This window comes from Methylophilus glucosoxydans, from assembly GCF_042676145.1.
Lineage (GTDB): Bacteria > Pseudomonadota > Gammaproteobacteria > Burkholderiales > Methylophilaceae > Methylophilus > Methylophilus glucosoxydans.
The window spans coordinates 158,983-177,617 of sequence record NZ_JBHTJW010000003.1 but is presented as its reverse complement, the minus strand read 5'-3'; the positions used below and the strand labels follow the sequence as shown (position 1 = coordinate 177,617).

The following is an 18,635-nucleotide window of genomic DNA, read 5'->3' as shown; positions in this document are numbered from 1 at the left end:
GCCCCATCATAAGTTATAAATTAAGCGATGATCAGATCTCACTCATCAGGCCATCAGCGACAACATATTCAAGGACTGATCAAGTACCACCTGATTTCGACCTGAAAGTTTAGCTTTGCTTAACGCATCATCCGCACGCGCAAAGAGATGTTCGAAATCGTCTCCATACTCATAGGAGGCAACACCAGCACTGATTGTGACATTCAAACCAGATAAATGTTGATTCGCAAAGTAGTCGCAAAAGCCTTGTGCATACTGACTGGCCGCTAACGTTGTTGTATTTTTCAAAATCACTAAAAACTCTTCCCCACCAATACGAAAGCACAGTTCATTCGCAAAGAAATTTGCAAATAAAGCACCGGCCGCAGCTAATACCTCATCGCCAATCTTATGGCCATAGGTATCGTTGATCTGTTTAAAAAAATCAACATCTGCAACGATTAGCGCCAATGGTTTGGAAGACATATAGGCTTCAGAAATGACTTGCTGCTGTACATCACGCAAATAATGTCTGTTATATAACTTGGTCAATGCATCATGCGTTGCCAGTGATTGCATGGTTTGATATTGCATCTCATATGTGAGCAATAGTTGATAGCTCTCCAGCAAATGCTTGACCCTGATTTCAAACTCTTCCAGAGACGAGTCTTTTGAGTAAAAGTCATTTGCACCATTGAGTAGCAATTGTGTTCGCCGTGCAGGACTATTTAAGCCTGAAATAGCCAATATCGGAATACGTGACTTAGCCGCATCATGAGAATTTCTTATTGCGCTAATCACGGAGAATCCATCGCCTATCCCGGCTAAGCTGAAGTCTGTAATCACCAAATCGTAAGTGTTGTCGCTGATGCGCTGAATCGCGCCTTCAGCATCGACACAAAATTCGCAATCAAGCCCGATGCTCGCTAATCGCTCGCCATAGACTTGAGAAAGAGACGGACTATCTTCAATGAGCAACACCCGACCTTGGAGTTTATTGCGCTTAGCCTGTGCAAAGTTCTGAATGAATGTATCTAAAGAGGAGATATTTAATTTACTAAAGCAGGCTGTAATTCCCACCTCAATAGATTCATGCGCAATTTGGTGAATGGCATTTGATGCGACCAACAAACTCACGCAGCTGCTACGTGTTTTGGGAGGCAATGCTTTAAAAAATTCAATCCCATTCATGGATTTATGATGGTAAGAAAACAAAAGCAAATCAACATGCTGCCCGTCTAATAACTCGATTGCCTGTAAGGGACTTGCGGCTTCTTCAACCTCAATCTCGTATTTCTTCAACAAAGATGACAATATTTTTCTTGTTGACTTGGAAGAATCCACAATCAGCGCTTTCACCTTATCTCCCACTACCATACATCACAATTTCTTGTGGAATTTTTGCCAGAGAAACCTCCCGTTCAACGGCTCCCAGCTTGTTTGCTTCTTTAGGCATTCCGTATACAACGCAACTTCTTTCATCTTGACCAAGCGTTTTTGCGCCCACCTCTCGCATTTCTTTGAGACCTTGGGCGCCATCATCCCCCATGCCCGTCATAATGATGCCCAGAGCATTCTTACCCGCCTGCTGGGCAACCGACCGGAAGAGCACATTGACCGAAGGGCGATGGCGACTGACGAGCGGGCCATCAATCACGTCAACATGGTATTGAGCGCCACTGCGTTTAAGCAGCATGTGCTTACCACCGGGCGCGATCAAAGCGCGACCGGCAATCACGCGGTCGCCATGGGCGGCTTCCTTGACCTCAATCTCGCACAGTTCATTCAGTCTTTTGGCAAATGCTGCAGTAAAGTTTTCGGGCATATGCTGCACGATCACCATGCCAGGACAAACACGTGGTAATGAAGTCAACACGGCCTCCAGTGCTTGCGTACCGCCTGTTGAGGTCCCAATTGCCACTATCCCCTCCGTGGTTTGCGCCATGGCACGATTCGTCGCCGCGAGTACCGCATCCGCCGTCAGTTTAGGAGCGACCTTGGCCACAGGCTCAGCATGCGAGATTCTTTTCAGATTGGCTTTTGCCGCGACTTTAATCACATTGATAATGTCATTGGCATCATCCTCTAAAAAGTCTTTCAAGCCCGCCTTGGGCTTGGTCACGATGCTCACCGCCCCGGCCGCCAGCGCCTGAATGGTGGTTTCGGCGCCCTTCTCGGTCAGCGTCGAACAGATAATGACCGGCGTGGGGCGCTGCGACATGATTTTCTTGAGAAAGGTGATGCCGTCCATTCTGGGCATCTCCACATCCAGAATCACCACATCCGGCCAATCTTTCATCATTTTATCCATGGCAAAAATGGGATCTGCCGCTGCAGAGATGACCTCAATCTCTGAAGATTTTGAAATTTTCTCAGCAAGGACTTTTCTGACCACTGCTGAATCATCCACAATCATGACCCTGATTTTTTTCATAATTAATATTCTCGTTAAACCTTGCTTTTCACCCAGGCAAACCCACTCCAGATATCAAAAATAATATAGCGTGAGTCCTCGCCACCGTAATGATTGGCATGGACATGAAAACCATACTCTGCCAGAAGCATCAGAACGGCATGCAGGTTACGGTCACCAATATGGTTTTTTTGATTGATCTGCAATTTCGGGAACATATTGCTGCCGCCGAATACTTTCACTTGGCAGTCTTGTGGTCGAATCTTGCACTTGGCCATTTCTTCCATCATCAAGGCAATCGCTTCATCTGCATACTTGCCTGACTTGCCAGCAGCAGTTTCATTTTTTTCTTTATGTGAAACATGGCGTTGCGGCAACAGGATATGGCACATGCCCCCCATCTGTTTTGCCGGATGCCAGATCGTGACTGCCACACAGGAGCCCAGAATAGTACGAATTCTGGTATCGGCATCGCCCCAGTACCACTCGCCAGGCTGCAAAAAAACCTCAAAAACCTCTTCAGGCTTCTTATCCAACAATCCAAAACTCAAGGCAGGCTGGGTACGCATCAACATAACAACTAATTAGCAGTTTTTTTATAAATAGAAGGCGCTTCAGAGACAAATTTCTCAGTGACGCCATTCAAGCTCTCGGAATGACTGATCATGAAGTACCCGTCATTCTTGAGCAAAGGCAACATTTGATCAGTAATCTGTCGCTTAGTCTCGACATCAAAGTAAATCATCACGTTACGCAAAAAAATCACATCAAACTGGCCCAGATCAGGAAAAGGCTTGGTCAGGTTGACCTGCAAGAATTTGATCCGTTGCCTGAGCTCTTTCACAATTAGCAGCTCGCCGTCGTGATCGCCGGTGCCTTTCAGGCAATATTTGGTCAGATAAGGCCTGGGGATCTCGGAGGCACGCTGCATGTTGTAACAACCGCTTTGTGCCTGCTGCAAGACCTTGGTGCTTAAATCTGAGGCGACGATTTCCCAGGGCTCTTTGCCCAGATGTTCATCGAGCAACATGGCAATCGTATAGGGCTCTTCACCTGACGAGCACGCCGCACTCCAGACACGGAAAGGCTTGCCTTTGCTACGTTTGGGCAGAATCACCTCTTTAAAGAAGTCAAAGTGTTTGGGCTCTCTGAAAAAATGCGTTTCGTTGGTGGTGAGCAAATCAATCGCAATCTGCTTTTCTTTGGCATTGGCGGGATCATTGATCAATTTGTAATACTGCGTAAACGAATTGAGTTGATGAAAATGCAAGCGTTTGCTGAGCCTGCCACTGACCAACGGTTTTTTAACGTCTGACAGGGCAATGCCGGCTTGTGCGTAAATAAAGCTTTTAAACAAGCCAAATTCTTTTACTGTCAATGATTCAATCTGGTCCATGTGCTACCCCTTCACTACTTAACTCGCTGCGGACTCACTGGCCAAGGTCGAGCCAGTCGCCAGGCTAGACACTTCATCGACAGAAAGTACCTTGTTAACGTTGAGTAAAATAATGAACTTACCCTCTATCTTGCCCATGCCTGCAATAAAATCTGCGCGGATATTGGCACCAAAACTTGGCGCTGGCTCAATATTGCCCGCCTCGATATCCACCACTTCATTGACGGCATCCACCATCATGCCCACCACTTGCGTTCCCGTCGCATGTGCAACCTCAATGATCACAATACAGGTTTTACGTGTGATCTCCGCCGTCGGCTTGTCGAACCGTGCCGCCATGTCAATCACAGGCACTACGGCCCCGCGCAAGTTAATCACTCCTCGTATAAACGCAGGCATTTTGGGCACTTCAGTCAACTGCCCATACTCGATAATTTCCTTCACATTCAGGATATTGATCGCAAACACCTCTCGTCCGAGGACAAACGTCAAATACTGCTGCATGGCATCAGAAAAACCGTTTAACTGATGCTGTTCACCTCTTGCAATTGCCAATTCACTCATTTTTCTATCCTCTCGTTGTTGGTTTCAAGCGCATCACAATCACGCGACACTGTACGTCGCTGTGACGACTTAAAACCTCACGAACTGCTCCTCATCAATCCCACCACCAAAGGTGCCGGTTTTAGGCGTTTGTATCACTGGGCTATTGAAAGATTTGCTCACCGTAGGCTTACTGCCCTGTGATTTTGCTTTTGGCTTGTCTGCTCCCTTGAGCAGGTGATGCTCACCACTCACTTTAAAGAAAGCAATCAACTGTTGCAGTTGCTCGGCCTGACCGCTCATCTCTTCGGCCGTTGCTGCCAGTTCTTCACTGGAACTGGCGTTTTGCTGGGTTGCCTGGCTTAACTGGTTCATGGCTGCAGTAATTTGCTCTGCACCACTGCTTTGCTCTTCACTCGCGGCAGAAATTTCCTGTACCAGATCACTGGTTTTGTTGATGCTAGGCACGATCTCATCCAGCAAGTCACCGGCACGTTCTGCCAGGCTCACAGAGTTCTTGGCCACTTCACCAATCTCTTGCGCCGCCACCTGGCTACGTTCCGCCAGTTTGCGCACCTCTGCTGCCACCACGGCAAAGCCTTTACCATGCTCACCGGCTCGCGCGGCTTCAATCGCAGCGTTCAGGGCCAGCAGGTTAGTCTGGTAGGCAATATCATCAATAATGCTGATCTTGTCAGCGATGCTCTTCATGGCAATCACGGTATCTTTCACAGCCGCCCCGCCTTCGTTGGCGTCTTTGGCCGCTTTACCGGCAATGCCATCAGTTACTTTGGAGTTCTCGGTATTCTGGTTAATGGAAGCACTCATTTGCTCCACTGAGGCAGAGGTTTCTTCGACAGAAGCGGCTTGTTCATTGGTCGCCTGGCTGATGCTTTGTGCAGTCGCACTTACTTGCTCCGAAGCACTGGCAATATTGTCAGCAGAACCCCTGACCTCTACAATCACTTGCATCAAGCGCTCTACCGTATTGACCACGGACAGCTTCAACTCTTCAAGCTGGCCTTGGTATTCATTGTCAATGCGTTGGGTCAAATCACCCTGCTCGACCTCTTTCATCAATGCCATCACTTCTACCAGCGGATTGACTATGTTATCCAGCATGTCATTGAGGCCTTGCACCATCTTGCGGTAATCACCTTTATACAAACTGGAATCTGCACGTATGGTCAAATTGCCTTGTGAAGCCGCCTCAATCAGCAGGTTAATTTCACGCGACATGGCTTTCATATTGCTGCGGACCATCTCTATGGTGTCATTGATAAAGGCTTTCTTGCCTGGCAACTGCTCCATAGGTGCGTCAAAGTTACCTTCACCAAACTCCTTGATCACCGCCATGGCTTTTTTCTTCACCGCAATGTGGCCGCCCACCATGGTGTTCACACCGACCGCCATGCTCTTGAAGTCACCCTGGAATTTGTCTGCATCGATGACCACATCAATATCACCCGCATCATGCTCTTTGGACATATGGTTCATGTCCGCAATAAAGCCCTTGAGGTTGCTACGCATGCTTTCGATGGTGTCATTGATGAACGCCTTTTTACCAGGCAATTGCTCCATAGGCGCATCAAAGTTACCTTCACCAAAGGCCTTGATCACTGCCATGGCCTTTTTCTTCACGGCAATGTGGCCACCAACCATGGTGTTCACGCCGACCGCCATGGTCTTGAAGTCGCCTTGGAATTTGTCTGCATTCATCACCACATCAATATCGCCCGCGTCGTGCTCTTTGGACATGTGCCTCATGTCCGCAATAAAGCCCTTGAGGTTGCTACGCATGTTTTCGATGGTGTCATTGATAAAGGCCTTCTTGCCTGGCAACTGTTCCATGGGCGCATCAAAGTTACCTTCACCAAAGGCCTTGATCACTGCCATGGCTTTTTTCTTGACGGCAATGTGGCCGCCAACCATGGTGTTCACACCGACCGCCATGGTCTTGAAGTCGCCTTGGAACTTGTCTGTGCTCATCGCAACATCAATATCACCGGCATCATGCTCTTTGGACATATGGTTCATGTCAGCAATAAAGCCCTTGAGGTTGCTACGCATGTTTTCGATGGTGTCGTTAATAAACGCTTTCTTGCCAGGCAGTTGCTCCATAGGCGCATCAAAGTTGCCTTCACCAAAGGCCTTGATCACCGCCATGGCCTTTTTCTTCACCGCAATATGGCCACCGACCATGGTATTCACCCCCACAGCCATGGTCTTGAACTCGCCCTGAAACTTGTCTGCATTCATGACGACATCGATATCGCCTGCGTCATGCTCTTTAGACATATGATTGAGCTCATGCGTAAAAGCATCCAGCGATTGCTGCTTCTGCGCCAACTGCTGTTGCAACTCAGAAATCTGCAGGAATAAGGGGGTTAATTCATCTTGAACGCTTAAATCAATGGCTTGATTCAATTGCCCCTTCGCCAATTGCATTAAATATTGCTGCGCAATTTGAATACGACTTTTATTGACTGCCCTGTAGTTCAAGATAGACATAATGCTTTCCCCCAAAATTGATCACATGTGATTTGACAAACTTCTGGCCGACTGGCCGTGTGACCTATGCTTCCCGGCACAAGCCACACAGATCCCACTCAAGTTAAAACTTCACAAACTGTGACTCATCAATATCGGCGGCATTGGCCGTCGCTACATGCAGTGCTGACTTGCTACTGGCTGGCGTGGTCACTTTTTTAACGCTCTTTTTCACTGAAGAGGCAAAAGCAGTCTCTTCTGAACCCACTTTAAAGTAGGAGATCAGTTGTTGCAGTTGCTCGGCCTGGCCGCTCATCTCTTCAGCGGTCGCCGCCAGTTCTTCACTGGAGCTGGCATTTTGCTGGGTCACCTGGCTCAGTTGATTCATCGCAGCCGTAATCTGCAAGGCTCCACTGCTTTGCTCTTCACTTGCGGCATAAATCTCTTGTACCAGATCACTGGTTTTGTTGATGCTGGGCACGATCTCATCCAGCAAGTCACCGGCACGCTCAGCCAGACCCACGGAGTTTTTCGCCACTTCACCAATCTCTTGCGCGGCCACCTGGCTACGTTCAGCCAGCTTGCGAACCTCTGCCGCTACCACGGCAAAGCCTTTGCCATGCTCACCTGCTCGCGCGGCTTCAATCGCAGCGTTCAGGGCCAGCAAGTTAGTCTGGTAGGCAATGTCATCAATAATGCTGATCTTGTCAGCAATGCTCTTCATCGCAATCACAGTGTCTTTTACCGCAGCCCCACCTTCGTTGGCGTCTTTAGACGCTTTGCCAGCAATGCCATCGGTCACTTTGGAGTTTTCTGTATTCTGGTTAATCGAAGCACTCATCTGCTCAACGGAGGCAGAGGTCTCTTCTACTGAAGCGGCTTGTTCATTGGTCGCCTGGCTAATGCTTTGTGCGGTCGCACTCACTTGCTCCGAAGCACTGGCGATATTGTCAGCAGAACCTCGGACTTCAGAAATAATGCCTGTCAGTCGGTTGACCATACCGTCAATTGCAAACAGGATGCTGCCAGTATCCCCTGCCCGGATATCCGTTTTGACGGTTAAATCCCCTTCAGCGACACGTTTTACAATACCTGCGGCATAGGCGGGCTCACCACCAATTTGAGCCAATAATTGTTCGACCATTTGCTTCATTGAATACAACAAGCTGCTGGTATCGCCAGGTTTGGTTTCAACTTGAACGGTGTAATCCCCTGAAGCGACCGTTTTGACCACAGATGCGGCATAGTCAGGTTCACCACCCAATTGTTTCAGTAAACCCTGAGTGATAAACCAACCCAATGCAGCGGCAATCGCCACCACAATCCCGGCAACCGTCATCGCAATCGTGTTCGCTTGTGACTTGGTTGCTTGCGCCTCTTCAGCTGCTTTTTTTGCTAACTCAACGTTATAGTCAAAATCATCATTTACAGCCCCACTGACTCTTTCGGCAATCGGAGAGATTGTGTTGATAATATCTCTCGCCTGGTCGCGTTTTCCCTCCTGCACAGCGAGGATTAATGGCTTATAAGCAGCTTCATAATCTCTCGCCCCTTGTTTCATGCGCTGGGCAATTTCCTTATCCTTTTCATCAGAAACATAATTTGCCAAATAATGATCTATCACGTCATTGAGCCCCTTGTTGTGCTCTTCAATTTTGGCAAGTGCTTCTTCTTGAATTTTATGATCCACATTCAAAACATAACGGTTCAATTGAATCCGCAAACGCAACACATGCTTTCTGGCCTGATCAAGATCAATCAGACTTGGTACTGAGTTAATGTTTGTATAGTTGGTGGTATCAAAGATCTTGTTCATCTGGATGCTACCCATGACAGCAAGGCCCACCAAACCAACAATGGCCGTAAATATCAACAACAGCATTTTTTTCGCAACAGTCAGTTTCATGTTATGTCCTTCATTTATATGGATTTAAAATCCAGATTTACTTTTAGAGTCTCTCACTACAACATTTATATAATTATTGGCTTAACCGTTGACGGTACTACCTGCTAAGGTGGCAATTTCATCAACCGAAAGGACACTATTGACGTCTAAAATAATCACAAACTTGCCATCAATTTTGCCCATGCCTTCAATAAAGTCTGCCCGGATATTGGCACCGAAGCTTGGCGCAGGCTCGATATTGCCTGCTTCGATATCCACGACCTCATTCACGGCATCTACCATCACACCAACGACCTGCGTTCCTTCTGCATGAGTGACTTCAATAATCACAATGCAGGTTTTACGCGTGATATCTGCGCTGGGCTTGTCAAAACGCGCTGCCATATCAATTACAGGCACCACCGCCCCCCTTAGATTAATCACACCTCTGATAAAACCAGGCATTTTTGGCACTTCAGTGAGCTGCCCATACTCAATAATCTCTTTGATATTGAGAATATTGAGGGCAAAGGTCTCCCGACCAAGGATAAACGTCAGGTACTGCTGAATCCCGTTTTCTAATATTGCTTGCTGCGTTTTTGGTGGCTCTGCAACACTCAGTTCACTCATGACTTTTCCTTTCACAGTTGTCGGCAGTTCTCGCAATCTCGCCTGTAGGCTGCTGCGAATGTCGACAATCAATATTCCTTAGAATTTTACGAACTGTGCTTCATCGACTTGAGTTGCATAGTCGTTAGTTGACTTGGCACCAGTCACATGACCAATCGTTGGTTTAGAGACTTTTTTGATCACCTTTTTAGTGGCTGCCGAGACCAGATGATCATCTACCCCCACCTTGAAGAATCCAATCAGTTGTTGCAGTTGCTCGGCCTGACCGCTCATCTCTTCAGCGGTCGCTGCTAGCTCTTCGCTTGAACTGGCGTTTTGCTGGGTCACCTGGCTAAGTTGATTCATCGCAGCCGTAATCTGCAAGGCTCCACTGCTTTGCTCTTCACTTGCTGCATAAATCTCTTGTACCAGATCACTGGTTTTGTTGATGCTAGGCACGATCTCATCCAGCAAGTCACCGGCACGCTCAGCCAGACCCACGGAGTTTTTCGCCACTTCACCAATCTCTTGCGCCGCCACCTGGCTACGTTCAGCCAGCTTGCGCACTTCGGCTGCCACCACCGCAAAGCCTTTGCCATGCTCACCGGCTCGCGCAGCTTCAATCGCAGCGTTCAAGGCCAACAGGTTAGTCTGGTAAGCAATGTCATCAATAATGCTGATCTTGTCAGCAATGCTCTTCATCGCAATCACGGTATCTTTCACCGCGGCCCCACCTTCGTTGGCGTCTTTAGCGGCTTGACCGGCAATGCCGTCGGTCACTTTAGAGTTTTCAGCGTTTTGGTTGATGGAAGCACTCATCTGCTCCACTGAGGCAGAGGTTTCTTCGACAGAAGCGGCTTGCTCATTGGTCGCCTGGCTAATGCTTTGTGCGGTCGCACTCACTTGCTCAGAAGCACTGGCTATGTTGTCTGCAGAGGCCTTGATCTCGTTAATCACCGTGCTGATTTTTTGAGACATGGTTTTCATGGAGGCCATCATCTGGCCGATTTCATCATTGGAAGTGACTTCAACGGTTTGCGTTAAATCACCATTGGCAATGGCATTGGCAGAAATCACTGCATTGTTAAGGGGGCGTGTGATGGACCGAATGATGAAAAATGCCAGTGCCAAGACAGACAGTGAAATCAAGCCACCTATAATTAAGCCCGTTTTAATCGCAGTCGCCTTGATTTCCAACGCATTTTCGGCAGAAGATTTAGCTAGTGCCTGGTTATAAGCCATATGTTCGTCGATTGCATTGTTTAAGTCTTCAGCCACTTTTGCGTTTGAGGTCAGCACAGCCAAGGCTTCTTTCTGCTTACCGTCTCTTGAAAATTTAATGACCTCATTCACCCCAGGCAAATAAGCCTCATAACCTTTACGAACCCTATCCAATAACTCCTTATCTTTTGCATCAGCCACATATTCATTGCCATACTTGGTTAGTCCGCTTTCTACACCTTGCTTGGCATCATTGATCGCTTGCTCAATCCCGGTCATCGCACTTGCATCGGTATTCAAAACATGCCGATAGACGCGCACACGTAATTGACTAAACCGTTTCATCACTTCATTTAAGCTATTAATACTCGGAATAGAGTTCACATTTGACATATTGGTGGCATCAAATACTTTGTCGATACTGTTGTAGCTGAGACCGATCAAACTGAATAATCCAAGGATTGCGATGGCAATCATGAGGGAGATCTTGTGAGAAACTTTCATTACAAACCCGCTTTCTTTAATCAATAAATTGTTTGGTTACGCCACTGGGAGAGTGATCACTTAACTGTCCAGAAGCGCCTGCTCTTTTATGCTTTCCATATTGGCCAGTTGCATCATGCGTGGGACATCCAATACCAGTGCCACGCTGCCTGAGCCAAGAATGGTGAAGCCACCAATACCTTTGACGTTCTCAAACACCTTGCCCAGGGGTTTAATCACGGTCTGGAATTCACCAATCAACTTATCCACCACTAATCCTATTTTTTGATTTGCATACTGCATCACAACGATGTTTTGTCGTGCTGGAGGCTCACCTTTACATTCGAACTCATTCCTGAGTTTGAGGTAAGGCAATACCTCGCCCCGCAGGTTAATAAAGTTCCGTTTATCGCTGATTGAAGACTCGTAATCAGCCGTCGACAATTCGATACACTCCACCACCATATCCAGTGGGACCACATAAGAGGAGTCGGCCACGCCCACGAGAAAGCCATCAATAATGGCGAGTGTCAGTGGCAGGCGGATGCTCATGGTGCAACCCAAGCCAGGCCGCGACTGGATATCAATGGTGCCGCGCAGGGCCTGAATATTACGTTTGACCACATCCATGCCCACTCCGCGGCCAGACAGGTTGCTGACGGCGTCTGCGGTAGAAAAGCCTGCTTCAAAAATCAGGTTATAAATGTCTTTGTCACTGAGTGACTGCTCAGGACTGACCAAGCCTTTGTCTATGGCTTTGGCCAGAATCTTGTCGCGGTTAAGGCCTGCGCCATCATCACTGACTTCAATCACGATGCTGCCGGAGTCGTGGAAAGCATTGAGTTTGAGCGTGCCATAAGCGGGTTTGCCTTTGGCAACACGCACCTCGGCTGATTCAATACCGTGGTCCATGGAGTTGCGTACCAGATGCGTGAGTGGATCACTGATTTTCTCCACCACGGTTTTATCCAGCTCGGTTTCTTCGCCACTGATCTCCAGGCGGATATCTTTACCCAGCTCTTTGCTGACATCACGTACCACACGGTTAAAGCGGCTAAAGGTGGCGCCGATTTGCACCATGCGCAAGGCCAGTGCTGAGTCACGTACTTGCTCCACCAGCGTAGAAATATTGGAAGTGGCTTCATTCATGGCACTATCACCGATCTTATTGGAAATCAGTGTGGCGCCAGCTCCTGCAATAATCAGTTCGCCCACCAGATTGATCAGCTCATCCAGCTTGTTGGCATCAATGCGGATATAGTTGGATTCGGCATTTTTGGTTTCTTTGACCTGACGCTGTTTTTCCAGCGCCGCATTGACCACCGCGGGTTGCACCAGTTGCTCATTGACCAGTGTCTGGCCGATGGGCTGCTTGTCGCCAGTTGCAGGGTTGGCCTGTTTGGCCAGCGCCGCCTCTAGCTCATTGGGCGTCAGTGTGCCGCACTTGAGTAAAATCTCACCCAGTTTCATGTCTTCATTGGAGAGGCGGTCGATCAAGTCGATATAGTGCTGAATCTGCCCATGCGGCGGCAGGATATGAATCTCGCAATCATCACGCACAAAATCAAAAATACCTTCGATCTCGACTTTGCTGGCCTGACTTTCGTAACTGATTTCAAAACCCAGAAAACAGCTCTCGGCATCCATCTCTTCGAGTGCAGGCAGGGCTTGCGTGAGGGTGACCATGTGCACAATGCGGCCCATGGTATTCATGTAACGCAAGAAGCTAAACGGATCCATGCCACTGCGGAAGGTATCCGGGCCGAAGCGCAAGGAGAGATGCCAGCAACCGGTTTCTGCGGTGTCCATACTTTCTACCGCGCCTGGCTCGGCGGCGGTGACAGTCGCAACTGGCAACTCAGCCACGGCTTTGGCCGTCTGCTTGGCTTCCAGGTAAACATTGAGCCGGTGAATCAAACTGTCGTTGACCACCAGGGTGTCGGCATCTGGGGTAGTGCCTTCGGCCACATGATCAATCAGCTTGCTGATAAAGTCGCCCACTTCAAGAAACAGGGCCACGATCTCTTCAGTGACTTCAATTTCACCATTCCGCACTTTATCCAGCACGCTTTCAGCCACATGGGTGAAGCTGATGATAAAGTCCAAGCCAAACAAGCCGGCCGAGCCTTTAATGGTGTGGGCCGCACGGAAGATGGCATTAATCTTTTCTTCGTCTCCGGGATTCTGTTCCAGCGTCAGCAGCGCTTCTTCCATCTGCTGGAGCAAATCACGGCTTTCAATGATGTAAATCTGTAGGGATTCATCTAGTTGCATCTTGTTTCCTCCTTAAATAGTGGTCTCAAGCGGCAACTTCTGTCAGCACCTGGGTGATGCCAAAAAAGCCAGCGGTGTCAGAGAGCTCAATCAAATCCATGACTGCATCACTGGGGTTTGCAAGTTGGAAATCCACGCCATGTGAAAGTGCATGCAAGCGGATTGCCATCAAAATTTGTAGACCAGCCGCATCGACTTCGTCCACCTCGGCCAACTCAAGATGCAAAGGCAAGGTCTTGCTGAGCTCCGTCTTCACCTGGGCCATGGTCTCTGCCGCGTTATAAATATTTAGTTCACCACTAAAGGTCAGCGCACAACGCGCTTCATTGGTATCAATCATGACTGGCATACTGGAACTCCCTGAGATAGAAAATCGACGGATGGCTAAGGGTGATGCGCTATGGCAACACCAGCTTGGACACGGCGTTCAACAATTGTGGCGGTTGGAAAGGTTTCACCATCCATGCCTTGGCGCCCCCAGCCTGACCCTGCATTTTTTTCTCTTCGGCGCTCTCGGTGGTGAGCATGATCACTGGTGTGAATTTGTAGGCGGGGATTTGCTTGCTGGCTTTGAGGAACTCAAGGCCGTTCATATTGGGCATGTTCACATCACTAATGATGAGGTGGATTTTTTGCCCGTTTAACTTGGTCAGTGCGTCCTTGCCGTCTTCGGCTTCAATCACATCGTAACCGGCGCCTTTGAGAGCGGTGCCAACTACGGATCGCAAAGAAGAAGAGTCATCTACAATAAGTATGGTTTTTGCCATGGCTAATTCCTTATTATCTAAAGCGTTTAAAAGAAAGTGATGTCATCTGCATCGTTGCTGGTGCTGGCCGGTGGCGCGGCACTCGCAGTGAAAGATTTTTTGCTGGCAGCAACAGTTGGTCTGGATCGCTTGTCGTGGATCTGAGTTTGCTCACGCATGGTGTAAGTGGACTTCAATTGTTTTAACCATTCATCAACACTGCCCAGTCCATTCACATCGTCCACGCGCTGATTCAGTTTTTCGATATCCTGCTGAACGTGGCTTAGCATTTGACTGACACGATCCTGAAACTGCAATGAAAACAACACGTGATCAATCTCTTGTGCCACATGCTGGCTTTCTTTAACCATCTGCTGGCTCTCTGCGACCACTTCATTCGCGGTATGGCCAAATTTATCCAGTACCGTATTCACAATCTGTTCGGCCTCCACCAGGGTTTGCGCATCTTTCTTTTCAAACTCTTTTGAAACTTGCGATACATTTTTAATCGCTTGCGACACACGATTCACGGTTTCAGAAATATGCGAGCCGGTACGGCCGGCATCTGAGGACAGTCTTTTCACTGCATCGGCCACCACAGCAAACCCGCGGCCGCGCTCACCGACACGCGCTGCTTCAATCGCAGCGTTGACAGCGACCATCCCGGTTTCCTTGGCGATGCGAGTGACAATATCTGCCATATCCAACAGTTCTTTGGTATAACTGGATAAAGTTGAAACGGCCTCTAGCAGCGTCTGCTTTTCTTCGATGCTGTTTTTGAGCAAGGCAATCACCATGGCTAACTGATCCTGGCTTAAATTGAGTAATTCAAGCAATTGCGCATTACTCTGCGATTGTCCATGGCTGGTGACCGCACGTACGCTTTGCGACAATCCTGCAAACTTGGCACTTAACTCATCAATCGAGCTACTGGTCAGTGTTTTTGCAGCATGGATCTGATCTGCCCATAGTGGCAGCACCGATTGGCACAACTGCTGTAATTCCTCATTGTGAAATTCAGGCATATCATTGCTGCTTGAGGTGTGATCGTAATAATTTTGCATTCATGGGATCCTTACAGTAGTGCCAATGAAATTACATTTGTTTAGCTCAATTTTAAGAGACTGACGGATGCGTTAATCCTCTAATAAGCGTGGGTTTATTTATCCTAATCGAATGCTTGAGACTAACCCTAAAGCCTACGGTATTTATGGCGTTATAGAGAGACGAGCGGCGCATAACCGCCAACGTGAATTTTTCACGTTAAAACAAGGAATTAGCTATGAAAATGCAGGAACTCAACATCAAACGGACCTTGTTGAAATTCGTCTTCATGATGATTATCAGCATTACCTTGACCGTTGGCTGTCTGATCTGGATGACGCATAAAACCTACTTCTCACGCGGCGTGATCATGAATACCTTGATCCCGAATATGGAGGCGCTGAACGAGGTCAGAACAGAAACCCTGATGCTGATTGCCGATGTACGAGAGTCGCTCAGAACGCAGGATTTATATGAGCGCAATCACGTCCTGCCAGAAATCTTGAACAAACTCCATGTGCTGACTAACAAGGTGGAGCAGTTGAAACAACTCCCTGCAATCAACTCGCAAAATGCCAGTTTGATTGACGAAATAGAGAGCAACTTCCATCTGTTTAAAGACGAACTCAACCAGTTACTCATCCAGCAACCGACTGATAAGTCAGAAGCCTCAGTGACAACACGATTTACACCTCTGTTTCATGCCGGGAAAGCGACCATAGACAGCGTGGACACCGCACTGGCCGGGAATCTTTCGCAAACCTGGCAAGAGTTCAAGTCACTGGAATATATTGAATTTACCAATATCGGTATTTATCTGGCCAGCATGCTGCTTCTGCTGGCCGTGTTGTATTTTGCGAGCAAAAAAACCTATGCAAAGATTCTGGTGGTGTTGGGGTCAGAGCCAAATGAGTTTATAGGTGTGATTAATGGTTTGCTGGAAGGCAAGCAAACGCCGCCACAACAAGTGCAAGAAAACAGCCTAATGTTCCGTCTGCAGCAGTCCTTGCTGTTTGACAGGGAAACCGGAGTGCTGAATAAACTGGGCTTTTTGCACCATTACCCGCAGCGATTCTCCGCAGACCAACCCGTCGTTGCGACCCTGATCAGGGTACAGTCACTCGAAGAGCTGTCAGAGTTTATTGGACCTGCCAGCACCACTGAACTATTGAACCAGTTTTTGGCACGACTACAAGAAAGAGTCGTGTCAAACAGCATGATTGCACGCGTCGCCTATTCGAGTTTTCTATGGGTCAGAGAAGAATGCGGGGATGATAAAAAGCTGGTGTCCGAAATTGAAACACTGATTGCACGCCTGCAAGCCCCTTATTCACTGGGCATACGCACCATCAAGATCAAGACCTTTGCCGGCATCATGAAGCTGCCGCAAGATACTGAGAACTTCAAGCTATTGATTCCCTACACGACGCTGACAGCAACCAAGGCGGAAAAAACACTCCAGCAGTACCTGTTTTTTGCCCCGGGGTTTTTACAAGAGTCTCTTGATTATATTGAAATGGAAGCCGCACTGTCACATGCGCTTGAAAACAAGGAATTTGAAATCTACCTGCAACCGCAAGTGGATATTCGCGACAACCGGATTGCCGGTGCCGAGGCCTTGATCCGCTGGAAACATCCGCTCAAAGGCTTTATCCCGCCAGATAAATTTATTCCTGTGGCTGAACGCAACGGGCAGATTCTGGAGATAGGTGACTGGATTTTGAATCAAGGCATCGCTTATGCCGTCGAAATCAATCAGAACCGACTTGACATGATCCCGATTGCAATCAATTTGTCTTCGCACCAGATTCAGGCGCCGCAGTTTTTTGACAGCTTGCAACAAAAATTAAGCCATTGGCAGTGCGATCCGGCCTGGATCAAACTGGAGATCACAGAGTCTGTGCTGTTGGAGAAGAATGAAGAAGTACTAAAAACCCTGTTACAGATCGCATCACTGGGCATTACAGTTTCGCTGGATGACTTTGGGACAGGCTACTCCTCACTGAGCTATCTAACCAAATACCCAATCAGCCAGATCAAGATAGATCGTGCCTTTATGAACGACATTCCCTTACATCTGGACAATACCGAGCTGGTGAAGGCCATCGTCAAACTGGCCGAAATTCTGCACTTTGAAGTAGTGGCAGAAGGCATAGAGTCTCTGGAGCAGTTAAACTTTTTGAACACCACTTCGTGCAAGTTCGTGCAAGGCTATTACTTTTATAAACCCATGCCTTACAGTAACTTCAAGACACTGGTGACTGTCCCCAGCAGCCCCACTGAGTCAGTATTGCTCAAGTAAAACTCATTCCGTGAAGGTACTCTGGATACTAAGAAAAACTGTTAACGCGCGCGCCCTTTGCGAAGCTTATATAGAGCGTCGGTCAGGTTTACCCTAGGCATGGCGCATCACAGCTTTTTTCTTTCGGCAGCAGCGTAGTTGCTGAAGTGCCCTTCGCGCTTGGCTTGCGCCCTGGCGCTGGCGATGATGCCAGCGGTTTTGCCGGGTTCAGCCAGTCTGGACACTTGTTTTTGCAGCGTACCACCGCAATGCGGGCAGGCGGGCGCACTGGTATTGAGTTTGAGCAACAGCTCTTGAGTTTTGCCACATTGGCTACACTGAAAATCGTACAAGGGCATGGCGGGCTCCTCAGGCAGCGACCAGCGGTTGCGCCAGCTCGGCGGTTTGCAGCCAGTGCACAAAATCAGCCAGCGGCAGGTCGATACGGCGTATCTGCTGTTCGGCCAGAAATTTTTCTTCCATGCGAGTCAGCGGCCCGTCAATTACCGCCCAGTGCTGCGCCGAAGAGCGTTTCATAATCTGTCTGGCATAGGTGCGGGTGAGTTGGTGGTTAAAGCGGCATCCCATAAACAGAAAGTGCGCGCCATGGCGCAACTCCTGTACGCGAGGCGGAATCGGGGTCTGGATGTCGATTTCGGTCAGGACCTCGACATAATCAGAATCGGAAATAATATAGTTTTGTGCGGGCTGGTTGCTGCCCAGCGGCTGATAAAGCACGGTGGTCCAGGCATCGGCTTCGCTGGCTTCTATGCTGTTGCCATCGGGCTCGACATAGTGCACCCATTGCCCGAGGTGCTCGGATTGTGACACGCCCTGTATCATGCCCCAGTTGTGCTGCCCGGCCAGCGCCTGTGCCATGGCATTGCTATACCAGCTATCCACCACCAGCAGAGGCTTCTTGGGCAAAGCGGCCAGAAAGCGGTGCAAGGCATTGGGGCTGGCCCCGGCGGCATAGGCCTCCGTCATCAGGTTGACCAGTGTTTTTCGGTGCTTGAAGTTCTCGATAAACTGGGCAGCGGCGGTCAGATTGTTGCGGATTTTGTGTGGCACGCTGACCTTGGTGGTCAGCATGGCCACCAGCGCTTCCGGCGTGGCGGGCACCTGGCAGGTGGTCGGCGCAAGTTCCAGCACGGCAGGCCCAAGATAGGGAATCACACTGCCTTCGCTCAGGCTTTGACGGATGGCTTGCAGTTCGCTTTCTGGCAGTGGTTGCGTAGGCATGTTGTATTCCTTGTGATGACGAAGTCTTG

At 48.7% G+C, this 18,635-nt stretch carries 16 protein-coding genes; 1 reads left to right on the top strand and 15 read right to left on the bottom strand.

The features are described from left to right. Positions 1–45: 45 nt before the first annotated feature. The 13 genes from ACFQ1T_RS12635 to ACFQ1T_RS12575 all read right to left on the bottom strand — a co-directional run bounded on the left by ACFQ1T_RS12635 (position 46) and on the right by ACFQ1T_RS12575 (position 15,064). On the bottom strand, positions 46–1,338 hold the full coding sequence (locus ACFQ1T_RS12635) for a GGDEF domain-containing response regulator (RefSeq protein ID WP_379077314.1): 1,293 nt from the start codon (positions 1,336–1,338) through the stop codon (positions 46–48). A gap of 1 nt (position 1,339) precedes the next feature. Beyond that, positions 1,340–2,413, bottom strand: a complete 1,074-nt coding sequence (locus ACFQ1T_RS12630; protein ID WP_194747249.1) for a protein-glutamate methylesterase/protein-glutamine glutaminase — start codon at positions 2,411–2,413, stop codon at positions 1,340–1,342. 14 nt (positions 2,414–2,427) lie between these two features. Next, positions 2,428–2,967, bottom strand: coding sequence for a chemotaxis protein CheD (locus ACFQ1T_RS12625; RefSeq protein ID WP_313983623.1), 540 nt, complete (start codon positions 2,965–2,967; stop codon positions 2,428–2,430). Between the two features lie 5 nt (positions 2,968–2,972). Further along, on the bottom strand, positions 2,973–3,788 hold the full coding sequence (locus ACFQ1T_RS12620; protein ID WP_194747251.1) for a CheR family methyltransferase: 816 nt from the start codon (positions 3,786–3,788) through the stop codon (positions 2,973–2,975). Between the two features lie 18 nt (positions 3,789–3,806). Further along, on the bottom strand, positions 3,807–4,352 hold the full coding sequence (locus ACFQ1T_RS12615; RefSeq protein WP_379077308.1) for a chemotaxis protein CheW: 546 nt from the start codon (positions 4,350–4,352) through the stop codon (positions 3,807–3,809). A 69-nt stretch (positions 4,353–4,421) separates the two neighbouring features. Then, the gene (locus ACFQ1T_RS12610) at positions 4,422–6,842 is read right to left on the bottom strand and encodes a methyl-accepting chemotaxis protein (protein WP_379077305.1); all 2,421 of its coding nucleotides are present in this window, start codon (positions 6,840–6,842) and stop codon (positions 4,422–4,424) included. Between the two features lie 103 nt (positions 6,843–6,945). Beyond that, positions 6,946–8,727 carry a methyl-accepting chemotaxis protein gene (locus ACFQ1T_RS12605; RefSeq protein ID WP_379077302.1) on the bottom strand — a complete coding sequence of 594 codons (1,782 nt, stop codon included), beginning with the start codon at positions 8,725–8,727 and terminating at the stop codon, positions 6,946–6,948. A gap of 81 nt (positions 8,728–8,808) precedes the next feature. After that, the gene (locus tag ACFQ1T_RS12600; protein WP_379077299.1) at positions 8,809–9,336 is read right to left on the bottom strand and encodes a chemotaxis protein CheW; all 528 of its coding nucleotides are present in this window, start codon (positions 9,334–9,336) and stop codon (positions 8,809–8,811) included. Between the two features lie 78 nt (positions 9,337–9,414). Continuing rightward, the gene (locus ACFQ1T_RS12595; protein ID WP_379077296.1) at positions 9,415–11,040 is read right to left on the bottom strand and encodes a methyl-accepting chemotaxis protein; all 1,626 of its coding nucleotides are present in this window, start codon (positions 11,038–11,040) and stop codon (positions 9,415–9,417) included. Positions 11,041–11,100: 60 nt separating this feature from the next. Next, a complete protein-coding gene (locus ACFQ1T_RS12590; RefSeq protein ID WP_379077294.1) occupies positions 11,101–13,293 on the bottom strand; it encodes a chemotaxis protein CheA in 2,193 nt (730 codons plus the stop codon). A gap of 25 nt (positions 13,294–13,318) precedes the next feature. Next, positions 13,319–13,642, bottom strand: coding sequence for an STAS domain-containing protein (locus ACFQ1T_RS12585; protein ID WP_379077291.1), 324 nt, complete (start codon positions 13,640–13,642; stop codon positions 13,319–13,321). Between the two features lie 49 nt (positions 13,643–13,691). Then, a complete protein-coding gene (locus ACFQ1T_RS12580) occupies positions 13,692–14,060 on the bottom strand; it encodes a response regulator (protein WP_194747259.1) in 369 nt (122 codons plus the stop codon). Between the two features lie 26 nt (positions 14,061–14,086). Then, a complete protein-coding gene (locus tag ACFQ1T_RS12575) occupies positions 14,087–15,064 on the bottom strand; it encodes a methyl-accepting chemotaxis protein (RefSeq protein WP_379077288.1) in 978 nt (325 codons plus the stop codon). A 257-nt stretch (positions 15,065–15,321) separates the two neighbouring features. Between ACFQ1T_RS12575 and ACFQ1T_RS12570 the strand changes: the two genes are divergently transcribed. Further along, entirely contained in the window at positions 15,322–17,385 is a 2,064-nt protein-coding gene (locus ACFQ1T_RS12570) for a putative bifunctional diguanylate cyclase/phosphodiesterase (RefSeq protein ID WP_379077285.1), read from the top strand. A gap of 107 nt (positions 17,386–17,492) precedes the next feature. Here the strand turns inward: ACFQ1T_RS12570 and ACFQ1T_RS12565 are convergent, their stop codons facing one another. After that, complete coding sequence (locus ACFQ1T_RS12565; RefSeq protein ID WP_379077282.1) at positions 17,493–17,723, bottom strand: zinc ribbon domain-containing protein; 231 nt, start codon at positions 17,721–17,723, stop codon at positions 17,493–17,495. A gap of 10 nt (positions 17,724–17,733) precedes the next feature. Continuing rightward, entirely contained in the window at positions 17,734–18,606 is an 873-nt protein-coding gene (locus tag ACFQ1T_RS12560; RefSeq protein ID WP_379077279.1) for an SIR2 family protein, read from the bottom strand. Positions 18,607–18,635 lie beyond the last annotated feature (29 nt).